Consider the following 13,150-nt stretch of genomic DNA (forward strand, 5'->3'; position numbering starts at 1 on the left):
ATTATAGTGGTAATTCAATTACAAAAATGGTACTGCCATTAGTGCTATCGATATCAATTTTGCCGTTAAAAATTTCTACTCTTTCTTTAATATTTGTAATTCCAGAACCTAATTTTATAGTTTTTATATCAAAACCACAGCCATTATCAAAATAATATAAAGATACAAAATCATCGAACTCAGAAAGTGTAATAATAACTTGGGTAGCTTTTGAATGTTTTATGGTATTATTAATTAATTCTTGTACAACCCTAAACAAATTTACAGCTTGTTTATTAGAGATATTGGAATTATTTTGTTTGGATAAATCTTCGAAATTAATAGTAATTTGTGCAGATAACCTAATCGCTTCAATATAATTTTTTAAAGTAGCTCCTAAACCAAAATCTTCTAAAGTAGAGGGCATTAAAGCGTTTGTCATAGACCTTACCTCAATAATAGTGTCATCAATCATTTTTTTTATTTCGTTTTTATGCATGGTATCCTTTACATAATTTTGCACATAAAATTTTAAAGATGTTAAAAAAGGGCCAATACCATCGTGCAATTCTCTGGCTAATTTTTTGCGTTCATCTTCTAGCCTTTCTACCAAAACTCTTTTATTTAAAAGGTTTATTTTTTGTTCTTTATTTCTAAAGGCAATTAGTTTTTGACGCATTTTTAGTAGTGTATGGCCAAGTAAATCGTCTGCACTTTTAGGATTATAAGTAGATTGCAAATTCATATTTCCAATTTCCACAGAAAAATCGACAGCTCCAGAAAGTGCTATTTTTAGACTTGATAATGCCTCAAACATTTCTTGTATTTCTTTTGGTTTTTCTGAAATTTTACTGGCACTATTACTATCAATATAATTTCCTTTTGCCATAACCATTAAATTTTCTTTCATTTTAATGATTGGATTTGTTATAATTCTTGTTAAAAATAGCGAAAGAATTATGGCAAGGATAAGAATACCAATAATAATTAAAATAAGTTTTTGACGCATTTTGGTTAACGGTATTGCAACTTCTTGAACGTCCATTTCAGAAAGTATACCCCAATTTAAGTTAGAAATTTTTATAGGCTGATAAGCACTATACACATGAACACCTCTATAATCTGGAAAAATACCTGTTTTTTTAATTCCTTTAATGGCGTCATCTGCTCCTTTAGTTTTACAAATAATAGTGTTGGGTGTTTTATTTGGAAAAAAACGTGATTGTGAGCGTAATCTATAATCATTACCAACAAGATAAGATTCGCCACTTACCCCCATTCCTGTTCTTTCTAATAAAATATCTTTAATTTTTTGATATGCCAAAACCCTTGCTTTTCTCTGGCCATTTTGTATTTTGATAAAAGTAACAGAGGTTTCTTTTTTAGGATGCAAGTGTGTTAAATCATAAATTCCTGTTGATGTATATTTTTCTTTTGGAATATCAAATTCTAAAGCATTATATATGGAATCAACTTTAAAATTCTCCCACTCAGAATTTAATAATTCTTCAAATTGATTATATTTTAATGTTTTTATAGAGTTTAATTGCTGTAAAACACGGTCATCTAATACTTTTGAAAACTCTTTATAAAAAATAGCGGATATAAATAGTACAACAAATACAACTAATAGATTAATAATGATCATTATCCAAGTTCTAATATTCATCTATAAAAGTATTTTAAGTCTATAAATTATTTTTTAATGCAGTAAGATAAATGGATTAATCTAAACGCAATACTTTAATATCCTTTAAAACAATCTCAGAAACCTTTTCTAATTGATTATTCTCAAAAGCATTATCTAAATCAATCAATTGAATTTCTTTGTTTTTAGGTTTGTAATTATGGTAATCTACAAATCGAATTTCGTTGATATTACATTGCTCTTTTAAAACTCTAAAACGCTTCCCTCCTCCATTAGTATGATAGGAATAGGCCAAATAATCAACTAAAAAATCACTTTTAGCAATCCAATATATAAAAACGTCTTCAAAATCTTCTCCTCCACCATCTTCAGAAAATGTAATTTCTATTTTGTAATATTCTCTACCTTTTATTGTTGATGATGGCAATAGTTTTTTACGCACAGCTTTATCATTTAAGCCAAAAGGTAAAACCGAAAAATAATGTACAGAGTTTACTGCGTTTAAATAAGCAGAAGCCTTAGAATTGCTTAATTCAATTGGTTTATTATTGATAAACCTTTGAAATCCATCATTTTTTAAAACATCTTTAATTGAGTCAAAACTTCTTATGAGTTCAAATTTTCCATTCTTACGAATTGCAGTATACTGTTTGTCTCGAAACGAAAAAGTAATTTCAGAATTACCTACTTTATGTGCACCAGAAGCAATAATACTTTGATCTATAATTTGTTGAGCTGTTAACTTTTTAGCTGCAGGTTTACATGAAATTATTACAATTAAAGAGAAAAAATAAAAATATCGCATTTGTTTTTGTTTAACTTGTGGCTAATAGAGTTCAAAATTACATTTCTTTCGCCAAAGTAAATATGTATCTTTGTATAAATTTAAAAACTATCTGTTTAGTGCAGAAAAAAATAAACATACAGAATAAAAAAGCGCGGTTTGAATATGAAATTCTAGACAAATATGTAGCCGGAATTCAATTAACAGGAACCGAAATAAAGTCCATTAGAAATAGCCAAGCTAGAATAACAGAAAGCTTTTGTGAATTTAACGATCGTGGCGAATTATTTATTATAAACATGTATATTCAAGAATACATGTTTGGTCATCACTTTAATCACAATCCAAAAAGCGAACGAAGATTATTACTAAATAAGCGCGAATTAAGAAGCTTAAAAAAGGACGTAGAGGCTAAAGGAAACACCATTGTTCCTTTAAAATTGTTTATTAATGATAGAGGGTTTGCTAAGTTAGAAATTGCTTTAGCTAAAGGTAAACAAACACATGATAAACGAAATGTGATTAAAGACAGAGATAGTAAAAGAGACTTAGCACGTATAAAGAAAAGCTTTAATGCTTAAACAAAAACTACAAGATTACAATATTATTTTAGCCTCTGGATCTCCCAGAAGACAGCAATTTTTTAAAGATTTACAACTTGATTTTACTGTTCAAATAAAATCGATTAGAGAGGTTTATCCAAAAGAATTAAAAGGGGTAGAAATTACAGATTATTTGGCTGATTTAAAATCGAAGGCATTTACAAATTTAGCCGATAATGATATTTTAATTACCTCAGATACCATTGTTTGGTTAGATGGTATTGCTTTAGGAAAACCAAAAAATGAAAAAGAAGCATTTACAATGTTACGTTCTTTATCTGATAAAAAACATCAAGTAATCACCTCAATTAGTATTAAAAACAATAGTTTTCAAAAAATAATAAATGATATAACTACTGTTTCTTTTAAAAATTTGAGTGATGATGAAATCAGTTATTACATTAAAAATTACCAACCTTTTGACAAAGCTGGTGCCTATGGAATTCAAGAATGGATTGGTTTCATTGGAATTGATACTATTGAAGGAAGTTATTTTAACGTAGTAGGTTTGCCCGTTCATAAATTATACGAGGCCTTGATGGCATTGTAGTTTTTATTTTTTTTAGTTAATTCTATATTTAAAATCTTTATGCATAACCATATTTTCTTTTCTTAAAAGCAAAATAAAAGAGTATTTTTACTGCAAATTTCACAAGACATTAGATAATGAAAAAATACACATACTCAGAAAAAAAAGACACGCGTTCTGGTTTTGGAGATGGTTTAACAGAGTTAGGAAGAACAAACGAAAACGTGGTTGCTCTGTGTGCGGATTTAATTGGTTCTTTAAAAATGAATCAATTTATTAAAGAAAATCCAGATCGTTTTTTTCAAGTAGGTATTGCAGAAGCAAACATGATGGGTATTGCAGCTGGTTTAACAATTGGTGGTAAAATTCCATTTACAGGTACATTTGCAAACTTTTCTACTGGTAGAGTGTATGATCAAATTCGCCAATCTATAGCATATTCTAATAAAAACGTAAAAGTATGTGCTTCTCATGCAGGGGTAACTTTAGGTGAAGATGGTGCTACACACCAAATTTTAGAAGACATTGGCTTAATGAAAATGCTACCAGGTATGACTGTTATTAATCCTTGTGATTATAACCAAACTAAGGCTGCAACTATTGCTATTGCCGATTTTGAAGGCCCAGTATATTTACGTTTTGGGCGTCCAAAAGTGCCTGTTTTTATGCCTGAAGATTCAAATTTTGAAATTGGTAAAGGAATTTTATTAAATGAAGGATCTGATGTTACAATAGTAGCAACTGGCCATTTAGTTTGGGAAGCTTTACAAGCAGCTGAACAATTAGAAACTGAAGGAATTTATGCAGAAGTCATTAACATTCATACTATTAAACCTTTAGATGAAGATATTATTTTACAATCTGTAGCAAAAACTGGTTGTATTGTAACTGCTGAAGAGCATAACAAATTAGGAGGCTTAGGAGAAAGTGTAGCAAGAACGCTGGCTTTAAACACTCCTACTCCTCAAGAATTTGTAGCTACAAATGATACTTTTGGTGAATCTGGCACACCAGCAGATTTAATGGCTAAATATGGTTTAGATGCTGCAGCAATTATTAAAGCAGTTATAAAAGTAATTTCTAGAAAAAAATAACGTTTTAAAATAAAAAAAGCGTTTCTTGTACAACAATAAATTTAAAAATCATGAAAAAAGTAATTTTAGTATTGTGTTTGGCATTTGGATTTAGTCAAATTGCTAATGCACAATTCAATTTTGGTATTAAAGGGGGAATTAACTACAATTCAAATTCAATTAAAGAAACTTCTCAAGATGTATTTGGTGGTGCTAATAGTAAAACTGGTTATCACATTGGGGTTTGGACACGTTTAAAAGTACCTGTTTTAGGATTGTATGTAAGACCTGAATTAATTTACACAAATTTAGAAAATGAGATTGAATACAACCAAGCAGCTAAAGTAACTACACATACTTTTCAAAAAATTGATATTCCTGTTCTTTTAGGAAAAAAGATTTTTGGAATTGGTAATGCATTTATTGGCCCATCTTTTCAATATGTTTTAGATTCTGATTTCGGAATTGACGATATTTCTAATGTAGAGGCAGATGGTTTTACAATGGGTCTTGTTTTTGGTGGTGGAGTTGAATTTGGTAAATTAGGAATTGATGTACGTTGGGAAAGAGGTTTTTCTGATTTAGAATCATCTTTTGTAGGCCCTTTAGGAAATGTTGAATATGACACTAGAGTAAATCAAATAATTATAGGGTTATCTTTAGAATTTTAACATTATAAAAGTGAAATAAAAAAGAGGAAAAATTTAAATTTTTCCTCTTTTTTATTTATTCTAATTATATAGACTTAATCTAAAATCTGCGCAGCGTGTGCTTTTGTATTAACTTTAGTAATGATATCTTCAATAACACCATTTTCGTCAATAACAAAAGTAGTTCTGTGAATGCCATGATATTCACGTCCCATAAATTTCTTTGGTCCCCAAACATTAAAGGCTTCAATAACAGTTTTATCTTCATCTGCTAACAAAGGAAAAGGCAATTCGTTTTTATTAATAAAATTTTGTTGTCTTTTTGCAGAATCTGCACTAACCCCCAAAACATCATATCCTTTTGCTAAAAAAGTTTGATAATTGTCTCGTAAATCACAAGCTTCTGCTGTACAACCTGGTGTACTTGCTTTTGGATAAAAGAACAATACTAATTTTTTACCTGTATAATCAGATAGTTTAATAGTATTGCCTGCTTGGTCTTTTGCTTCAAATTGTGGAGCGTTATCTCCTATTTTTAATGATGTCATATTGATTCGTTTAAAAATTTTTAAAGTGGAAAGTTAAAAAGTAAAAACTGAATGAAAAACTTTTTATATAATAAACAGTTAAACTTTATAAACTTTTTAACTTTACATCTTTAATAACAAAGAATGACCAAACAAGAAAAAGTACAATTTGTAATTGAAACGCTACAAACTTTATATCCAGAAATCCCAATTCCTTTAGATCATAAAGATCCATATACTTTATTAATCGCTGTTTTATTATCTGCGCAATGTACTGATGTTCGTGTAAATCAAATTACACCTTTATTGTTTGCAAAGGCAGATAATCCTTTTGATATGATAAAAATGACGGTTGAAGAAATTAAAGAAATCATCAGACCTTGTGGATTATCACCAATGAAAAGTAAAGGTATTTATGGCTTATCTAAAATATTAATTGAAAAATATAATGGAGAGGTTCCAAGATCTTTTGAAGGTTTAGAAGCCTTACCAGCTGTAGGTCATAAAACTGCGAGTGTTGTTATGAGTCAGGCTTTTGGAGTACCCGCTTTTCCTGTTGATACGCATATTCATAGATTAATGTATCGTTGGAATTTAACCAATGGAAAAAACGTACAACAAACTGAAAAAGATGCAAAACGCCTCTTTCCAAAAGAACTTTGGAACGATTTACATTTACAAATTATTTGGTATGGTCGTGAATATTCTCCTGCTCGTGGTTGGGATTTAGACAAAGACATTATCACAAAAACGATTGGTAGAAAGTCTGTTTTAGAGGAGTATTACAAGAGTTAGAAGTAAAAAGTAAAAAGTTGGAAATAGAAAATACTTAAACATTTTTTATAGAAAGATTGGAGTCTCTTCCCTTTGTGAAGCTTATGATGGACTGTATAAAAAAAGCCTCAACATTTGTTGAAGCTTTTTCCACTCTTAATTCAAATTCAATTCAATGAAATCTTTTGATTTTGTTTTTACAATTCTCAGCGATTTGGAAAAATTAATCAAAAACTGAACTGTTTCTTGTTTGGGTTGCATTTGAAATTCAAATGGCTTTTTTGAGTAAAGTTGCATCATATATACTATTTAATCAATTGGTTATAAATAAGTAACGTTGCAATTTTTACTTTATTGTTAGTTAACTAAAATAATTTTATGTTTTTCTATTAATTTACGCATATTTATTAAAGCATAACGCATTCTACCTAGAGCTGTATTAATACTAACTCCAGTATTTTCACTTATTTCTTTAAAGCTCATATCTTTATACATACGCATTATTAAAACTTCTTTTTGCTCATCAGGTAGCTCATTTACCAATTCTTTTACATCTGCAAAAATTTGTTCTTGAATAATTTGTTTTTCTGCATTGAGGTTTCCATCACCTAAAACAGAAAAAATGTCAAATTCATCTGTATTATTAAATGTTGGCATTCTATTAGACTTTCTAAAATGATCAATTACTAAATTATGAGCAATACGCATAACCCAAGGTAAAAATTTACCTTCTTCATTGTAAGTCCCTTTTTTTAAAGTTCTAATAACTTTTATAAATGTATCTTGAAAAACATCTTCTGTAACATCTTTATCTTTTACTTTACTGTAAATAAAGCTAAATAAACGTTGCTGATGCCTGTTAATTAGAACACCTAAAGCTGTTTCATCTCCTTGAATATAATTACTTACTAAGGTGCTGTCTGAAATTATTTTTTTTCGTACCATAACTACTTTTAGAAAAACACGTAGTTCTTCTTTTTATTATTTTATTAATAAATTATAAAGTAGTTTTAAGCTATATGGTTCTAATTTTGTGATTATTAAGTGCTCAAATATAGTTTTTATTTTTAACTAAACAAATTTTTTAACAAAATTGACAACGTTCTTTATTTTAAAACTGATGAAAATAGTGGTATTTTTATCACTTATATTTATACAATATGCATACTGATATTTCTACTGTAAATCCAAAAGAAAATATTATCATAAAAGGAGCTAAACTCCATAATTTAAAAAATATTGATGTTGTTATACCAAGAAATAAACTGGTGGTTATTACAGGGCTTTCTGGTTCTGGAAAATCTTCTTTAGCTTTTGACACCTTATATGCAGAAGGCCAAAGGCGTTATGTAGAAAGTTTATCTTCTTATGCACGTCAGTTTTTAGGAAAATTAGACAAGCCTAAAGTAGATTATATTAAAGGTATTGCACCAGCTATAGCTATTGAGCAAAAGGTTAATTCTACAAACCCAAGATCTACGGTTGGCACATCAACAGAAATTTATGATTATATAAAGTTGTTGTATGCCAGAATTGGTAAAACCTTCTCTCCTATTTCTGGTAATGAAGTTAAAAAAGATACGGTTTCTGATGTGGTAAATTTTGTAAAAGCATTTGAAGATAAAACAAAATTATTGCTCCTTGCACCTATTACTATTGATGAAAACCGTGACTTAAAAACCGTTTTAAAAGTTTTGGAACAACAAGGTTACGCTCGTTTAAAATGGAATGACAACGTATATCGAATTTCAGGTTTTCCTCAAGAGAATTTTAAAAATGAGCCTTTATTTTTAGTAGTAGATAGAATTGTAACCAAAGATGATGAAGATTTTTACAACAGATTGGCAGACGCCATACAAACTGCTTTTTTTGAAGGAAAAGGAATTTGTTTTATTCAAAATTTAACCGATAATAAAGTAACTGAGTTTAGTAATCAATTCGATTTAGATGGCATGTCTTTCTTAGAACCGAATACACATTTATTCAGTTTTAACAATCCTTATGGTGCATGCCCAACTTGTGAAGGTTATGGAAATGTAATTGGTATTGACGAAGATTTAGTGATACCCAATACAGGATTATCTATTTATGATGATGCTATTTTTCCTTTCAGAACACCTTCTTACATTCATTATAAAGAAGATTTAATTGCAGTTGCTTTTCAGTTTGATATTCCTATTCATAAGCCTTGGTTTGAATTATCTGAAAAACAAAAAGAATTAGTTTGGAATGGAAACAAATCATTTAACGGAATTCATCACTTTTTTGAGGCTTTAGAAGAAAAGAGTTATAAAATTCAGAATCGTGTTATGTTGTCTCGTTATAGAGGTAAAACAAAATGTACCACTTGTAATGGTAATCGTTTACGTAAAGAAACCAATTATGTTAAAATCAATGAGAAAACTATTTCTGAACTGGTTTCTATGCCTTTAGATGAATTGGCAGTTTTCTTTGCAAACATCAAATTAAACAAATACGAAGAAAAAATAGCAAAACGTTTGTTAACAGAAATCAACAATAGATTGCAGTTTTTAACCGATGTTGGCCTCTCTTACTTAACTTTAAATAGAACTTCTAATACGCTTTCTGGAGGAGAAAGCCAGCGTATTAATTTAGCCACTTCTTTAGGAAGTTCACTAGTAGGTTCTATGTACATTTTAGATGAACCAAGTATAGGTTTACACCCTAAAGATACAGAACGTTTAATAGGTGTTTTAAAAAATTTACGTGATTTAGGAAATACGGTTGTTGTGGTAGAACATGATGAAGATATCATGAAAGAAGCTGATTATATTATTGATATTGGCCCAGAAGCTGGTACGTTTGGCGGAAAGGTAGTTGCTGAAGGAACCTACCAAGAAATTTTAAATTCAACTTCGTTAACAGCAAAATATTTAATTGAAGATCTAAAAATTGAAGTACCAACAAAACGTAGATCCTCTAAAAATAGCATACAAATTATTGGAGCAAGGGAACATAATTTACAAAACATCAATGTTACATTTCCATTAAACAGCTTAGCTGTAATTACAGGGGTATCTGGTTCTGGAAAAAGTACTTTAGTTAAAAAGATTTTATATCCTGCATTGCAGAAAAAATTAAATGGCTATGGAGATAAAGTTGGACAACATACAGACATTAAAGGAAGTTTTGACAGCTTAAAATCAATTGAATTTATCGATCAAAATCCTATTGGGCGTTCTTCAAGATCTAATCCTGTTACGTATATTAAAGCGTATGATGATATTCGTGCATTATTTTCTAATCAAAAATTAGCAAAAATTAGAAACTTTAAACCCAAACATTTTTCTTTTAATGTAGAAGGTGGTCGTTGTGAGGTTTGCAAAGGTGAAGGTGAAGTTACTATTGAAATGCAATTTATGGCAGATGTACATTTACAATGTGATGCTTGTAGTGGAAAACGTTTTAAGAAAGAAGTCTTAGAAGTAACTTTTGATGGAAAATCTATTGATGATATTTTAAACCTTACTATTGATGATGCTGTTGCCTTTTTCTCTGAAAATCTAGTTCCGAAAATTGCCAACAAATTAAAACCGCTTCAAGATGTTGGTTTGGGCTATGTAACACTTGGCCAATCTTCTTCAACATTGTCTGGTGGTGAAGCACAACGTATAAAATTAGCCTCTTTTTTAGTTAAAGGTAACACAAAAGACAAAGCTTTGTTTATTTTTGATGAACCTACAACAGGTTTGCATTTTCATGATATTAAAAAACTTTTGGCTTCTTTTAATGCATTAATTGAAAAAGGACATTCCATTATAGTGATTGAACATAATATAGAACTGATAAAATGTGCAGATCATATCATAGATTTAGGCTTAGAAGGTGGTAAAAAAGGTGGAAACTTAATTTTTCAAGGAACTCCAGAAAAATTGGCTCAAAATCAAAACTCTTACACAGCTAAGTATTTAGCAGAAAAATTACACTTCTAATCTATAACTAAAAACAAGTATTTTATTTATAAAAACGTAAGTTGTAGGTATAAATCGTTAAAATATGTTAAGAATCCTTGATTTATGTTAATAGTTTATTAAAGTGATGTTTTAAGTGAAACGTTTTTAAGACTTAGGCGTCTTTTAGATATATAACATTTAACTTAACACACTTATTATGAGAAAATTAAAATCAATCATCGCTATTATTGCAATTACATTCGCAACCACTTTTTCAACAAACGCTACAGAAAAAAAACCTTCAAAAATTACCAATAAATTACGAACAGAATTAGTTTCTATGTTAGGAACCAAAATTCAATTGGAATTAAAACAATCTACTACTGGTGAAATTTCATTTATGGTAAATAATAAAAATGAAGTTGTAATTATTTCAGTAGATACCGATGTAACTGAATTCAATTCTTTAGTAAAAAGAAAATTAAATTATAAAAAAATAAATGTAAAAGGCGTTAAAAAAGGAGAAATTTATAAAATTCCTGTTAAAATCAACGCAGGATAAAAAACAACTGGTTGGTTAGTTGGTGCCCAATATTAGTTTTATAACTAAGTTGGGCATTTTTTATTCGTATAGTTTCATTTCAGCATCATAAAATTCACCAGCTTTATCCATTAAATCTGCTAATTCTGTGGCAATATCTTCTTCATTTTCTCCAGTTAAATCCTCAAACCACTCTACTTCATCATCTTTTAAATTAATCATAAAACGAGGAAATTCGGTATGTAAAACAAAAATATCTTCTGGATAATTACTATTATCTGCTAATAAAAACTTTGGTAAATTCATTTTCTAATTATTTTTGCAAACTTACAAATATCTTTCTTTAAGTATGTTTAAATGATGCATTTGATGACCAGAAAATAAATAACCTAAGGCCCTTACTGATATTTTATTCCCAGAAGCTAATCCTACTCTTACTAAAGCTTCATTAGAAAAACTTTTAAAAAGTTGAATTGTACTTTTACGTAAGGTTTGCATTTCATTTAAAATATCATCATAATCTCTACCCTTTACATTGCAATTTTCAACAAAAATATCTTGATCAAAACCTGGTAAATTTGTTTTATCATTTCTTGCAATTGATAATGCTCGATAACAAAAAATACGTTCTGTATCTATTATATGTTGTATCAATTCTTTTATAGTCCATTTACCTACTGCATAAGCAAAATCTACCTTTTCTTTCGGTAAATTTCTTAAAGTTTTTTCAAAATCATGTTGGGAATCGTAGAGAAAATCAATTATCGATTTATCTTTATCTGAAACAAGTGAAATATATTGTTCAAAGTAAGGTGAATATTCATTTTTAAGTACCATATCAATAGATTTACGTATGTTTGCGCAAGCCAATTTAGTGATTTTTATCACTATAATATCCATCAAAAAAAAGAAATAGTGCTTCATGTTTTTTAAATTGTTTACCCGATTTAAATTTTTAATAAAATCTACCAACCAACATGGAGTTCATTCTCCTTTTGTCTTTGATTTTGTCACCAAAGGATTGTATAATAATTCGTTACAAATAAAAAAATTTAACGAATACCATCAACTTAAAAACTTATCCAAGAAAAAGAAAATAATTCTTTCAAAAATCACGCAATATTTCAAAATAAACACCATTTATTTTGATGATGTTAGTTTTAGCAAACTTAATTCTAAAAATTATGCACTTTTATTTGTAAAAAACTTAAATAAAATTTTAGCGTTTAGCAACTTAAACTCCAAACACATTATTGTTGTTGATGCAATTCATCAGGACAAAAAAATGTATCAAAATTGGAAAAAAGTCACCCAAAACCCTAACATCACAGTAAGCATCGATTTGTTTTACTTTGGATTGTTGTTTTTTAGAAAAGAACAAGCAAAAGAAAATTTTACAATACGAGTTTAACACTTTCTTACAATTTAAACTTTGTAACTTTACGACTTCTAAATTTTGAAATTCGTTGAAATGAAAATATATACAAAAACAGGTGATAATGGTACTACAGGATTATTTGGAGGTACAAGAGTTAAAAAATACAATTTACGGATAGATAGTTATGGAACTGTAGATGAGTTAAACGCATACATTGGGCTAATTAAAGACCAAGAAATTAACCCTAAAATAAAAAAATCATTACTAAAAATTCAAAACGACCTTTTTACTTTAGGAGCTATGTTAGCTACGCCTCCAGAAAAAGAAACCTTAAAATCGGGTAAAGAACGTTTAAATATTCCTAAAGTTGATGTGAATTCTATTGAGTTTCTAGAAAATGAAATTGATAAAATGGATGAAGAACTGCCTCAAATGACACATTTTATTTTACCTGGTGGTCATCAAGCAGTGTCATTTTGTCACGTAGCAAGATGTGTTTGCAGACGCGCAGAACGCTTATCTGTAGCCTTAAATGATGAGGAAAGTATTCAGGATGACATTTTAAAATACCTCAACCGACTTTCTGACTACCTTTTTGTGTTGGCACGAAAATTGACCAAAGATTTACAAGTAGAGGAAATCAAATGGATTCCTGAAAAAAAATAATAAGTTCTTTTTTTATCGATTTTTGAAGTTATTTAATCATTTATGATTTACACAAATCGCTGATTTACAACATCTCATAAAAATT

General features: G+C 28.9%; 15 protein-coding genes. 9 read left to right on the forward strand and 6 right to left on the reverse strand.

Annotation, left to right across the window (positions count from 1 at the left end; translation table 11 throughout):
- Nucleotide 1 precedes the first annotated feature (1 nt).
- Complete coding sequence (locus ACTG3V_RS07740) at nt 2–1,648, reverse strand: sensor histidine kinase (protein WP_439131583.1); 1,647 nt, start codon at nt 1,646–1,648, stop codon at nt 2–4.
- Between the two features lie 55 nt (nt 1,649–1,703).
- Entirely contained in the window at nt 1,704–2,432 is a 729-nt protein-coding gene (locus ACTG3V_RS07745; RefSeq protein ID WP_439131584.1) for a DUF6503 family protein, read from the reverse strand.
- A gap of 98 nt (nt 2,433–2,530) precedes the next feature.
- Between ACTG3V_RS07745 and smpB the strand changes: the two genes are divergently transcribed.
- The 4 genes from smpB (at nt 2,531) to ACTG3V_RS07765 (ending at nt 5,286) form a co-directional block, all read left to right on the forward strand.
- Nucleotides 2,531–2,992 (forward strand): SsrA-binding protein SmpB, encoded by a 462-nt coding sequence (gene smpB, locus ACTG3V_RS07750; protein WP_439131585.1) that lies wholly within the window; start codon nt 2,531–2,533, stop codon nt 2,990–2,992.
- Complete coding sequence (locus ACTG3V_RS07755; protein ID WP_439131586.1) at nt 2,985–3,563, forward strand: Maf family nucleotide pyrophosphatase; 579 nt, start codon at nt 2,985–2,987, stop codon at nt 3,561–3,563. Before smpB ends, ACTG3V_RS07755 begins: the two co-directional genes overlap by 8 nt.
- A 116-nt stretch (nt 3,564–3,679) precedes the next feature.
- Nucleotides 3,680–4,636, forward strand: a complete 957-nt coding sequence (locus tag ACTG3V_RS07760; protein WP_439131587.1) for a transketolase family protein — start codon at nt 3,680–3,682, stop codon at nt 4,634–4,636.
- 50 nt (nt 4,637–4,686) lie between these two features.
- Nucleotides 4,687–5,286 carry a porin family protein gene (locus ACTG3V_RS07765; protein WP_439131588.1) on the forward strand — a complete coding sequence of 200 codons (600 nt, stop codon included), beginning with the start codon at nt 4,687–4,689 and terminating at the stop codon, nt 5,284–5,286.
- A 74-nt stretch (nt 5,287–5,360) separates the two neighbouring features.
- Here the strand turns inward: ACTG3V_RS07765 and bcp are convergent, their stop codons facing one another.
- The gene (gene bcp, locus ACTG3V_RS07770; protein ID WP_439131589.1) at nt 5,361–5,813 is read right to left on the reverse strand and encodes a thioredoxin-dependent thiol peroxidase; all 453 of its coding nucleotides are present in this window, start codon (nt 5,811–5,813) and stop codon (nt 5,361–5,363) included.
- 123 nt (nt 5,814–5,936) lie between these two features.
- On the opposite strand from bcp, the gene ACTG3V_RS07775 reads away from it, so the two are divergent.
- Nucleotides 5,937–6,587 (forward strand): endonuclease III domain-containing protein, encoded by a 651-nt coding sequence (locus ACTG3V_RS07775; RefSeq protein ID WP_439131590.1) that lies wholly within the window; start codon nt 5,937–5,939, stop codon nt 6,585–6,587.
- A 336-nt stretch (nt 6,588–6,923) separates the two neighbouring features.
- On the opposite strand, the gene ACTG3V_RS07780 is transcribed toward ACTG3V_RS07775, so the two are convergent.
- The gene (locus tag ACTG3V_RS07780) at nt 6,924–7,511 is read right to left on the reverse strand and encodes an RNA polymerase sigma factor (RefSeq protein ID WP_439131591.1); all 588 of its coding nucleotides are present in this window, start codon (nt 7,509–7,511) and stop codon (nt 6,924–6,926) included.
- A gap of 215 nt (nt 7,512–7,726) precedes the next feature.
- On the opposite strand from ACTG3V_RS07780, the gene uvrA reads away from it, so the two are divergent.
- Together uvrA and ACTG3V_RS07790 are read left to right on the forward strand one after the other, a co-directional pair.
- The gene (uvrA, locus tag ACTG3V_RS07785; RefSeq protein ID WP_439131592.1) at nt 7,727–10,519 is read left to right on the forward strand and encodes an excinuclease ABC subunit UvrA; all 2,793 of its coding nucleotides are present in this window, start codon (nt 7,727–7,729) and stop codon (nt 10,517–10,519) included.
- Nucleotides 10,520–10,697: 178 nt separating this feature from the next.
- Complete coding sequence (locus ACTG3V_RS07790) at nt 10,698–11,042, forward strand: hypothetical protein (RefSeq protein ID WP_439131593.1); 345 nt, start codon at nt 10,698–10,700, stop codon at nt 11,040–11,042.
- A 60-nt stretch (nt 11,043–11,102) separates the two neighbouring features.
- Here ACTG3V_RS07790 and ACTG3V_RS07795 read toward each other — a convergent pair whose 3' ends face one another.
- Entirely contained in the window at nt 11,103–11,327 is a 225-nt protein-coding gene (locus ACTG3V_RS07795) for a hypothetical protein (protein ID WP_439131594.1), read from the reverse strand.
- Between the two features lie 21 nt (nt 11,328–11,348).
- Nucleotides 11,349–11,945, reverse strand: a complete 597-nt coding sequence (locus ACTG3V_RS07800; RefSeq protein ID WP_439131595.1) for a DinB family protein — start codon at nt 11,943–11,945, stop codon at nt 11,349–11,351.
- 10 nt (nt 11,946–11,955) lie between these two features.
- Between ACTG3V_RS07800 and ACTG3V_RS07805 the strand changes: the two genes are divergently transcribed.
- Both ACTG3V_RS07805 and ACTG3V_RS07810 read left to right on the forward strand, forming a co-directional pair.
- Complete coding sequence (locus ACTG3V_RS07805) at nt 11,956–12,432, forward strand: hypothetical protein (RefSeq protein ID WP_439131596.1); 477 nt, start codon at nt 11,956–11,958, stop codon at nt 12,430–12,432.
- A 60-nt stretch (nt 12,433–12,492) separates the two neighbouring features.
- Nucleotides 12,493–13,065: a cob(I)yrinic acid a,c-diamide adenosyltransferase gene (locus tag ACTG3V_RS07810; RefSeq protein ID WP_439131597.1), complete on the forward strand. Its 573-nt coding sequence runs from the start codon at nt 12,493–12,495 to the stop codon at nt 13,063–13,065.
- The last annotated feature ends 85 nt before the right edge of the window (nt 13,066–13,150 follow it).

The sequence above is a fragment of the Polaribacter sp. genome (assembly GCF_965660385.1).
Classification (GTDB): domain Bacteria; phylum Bacteroidota; class Bacteroidia; order Flavobacteriales; family Flavobacteriaceae; genus Polaribacter.

Excerpts from the sequence above, each read along its gene's own strand:
- ACTG3V_RS07810 (WP_439131597.1), top strand. The coding sequence starts at position 12,493 with ATGAAAATATATACAAAAACAGGTGATAATGGTACTACAGGATTATTT.
- ACTG3V_RS07790 (WP_439131593.1), top strand. The coding sequence starts at position 10,698 with ATGAGAAAATTAAAATCAATCATCGCTATTATTGCAATTACATTCGCA.
- ACTG3V_RS07755 (WP_439131586.1), top strand. The coding sequence starts at position 2,985 with ATGCTTAAACAAAAACTACAAGATTACAATATTATTTTAGCCTCTGGA.
- bcp (WP_439131589.1), bottom strand. The coding sequence starts at position 5,813 with ATGACATCATTAAAAATAGGAGATAACGCTCCACAATTTGAAGCAAAA.
- ACTG3V_RS07800 (WP_439131595.1), bottom strand. The coding sequence starts at position 11,945 with ATGAAGCACTATTTCTTTTTTTTGATGGATATTATAGTGATAAAAATC.
- ACTG3V_RS07765 (WP_439131588.1), top strand. The coding sequence starts at position 4,687 with ATGAAAAAAGTAATTTTAGTATTGTGTTTGGCATTTGGATTTAGTCAA.
- ACTG3V_RS07745 (WP_439131584.1), bottom strand. The coding sequence starts at position 2,432 with ATGCGATATTTTTATTTTTTCTCTTTAATTGTAATAATTTCATGTAAA.
- ACTG3V_RS07775 (WP_439131590.1), top strand. The coding sequence starts at position 5,937 with ATGACCAAACAAGAAAAAGTACAATTTGTAATTGAAACGCTACAAACT.
- ACTG3V_RS07795 (WP_439131594.1), bottom strand. The coding sequence starts at position 11,327 with ATGAATTTACCAAAGTTTTTATTAGCAGATAATAGTAATTATCCAGAA.
- ACTG3V_RS07740 (WP_439131583.1), bottom strand. The coding sequence starts at position 1,648 with ATGAATATTAGAACTTGGATAATGATCATTATTAATCTATTAGTTGTA.
- ACTG3V_RS07780 (WP_439131591.1), bottom strand. The coding sequence starts at position 7,511 with ATGGTACGAAAAAAAATAATTTCAGACAGCACCTTAGTAAGTAATTAT.
- uvrA (WP_439131592.1), top strand. The coding sequence starts at position 7,727 with ATGCATACTGATATTTCTACTGTAAATCCAAAAGAAAATATTATCATA.
- ACTG3V_RS07760 (WP_439131587.1), top strand. The coding sequence starts at position 3,680 with ATGAAAAAATACACATACTCAGAAAAAAAAGACACGCGTTCTGGTTTT.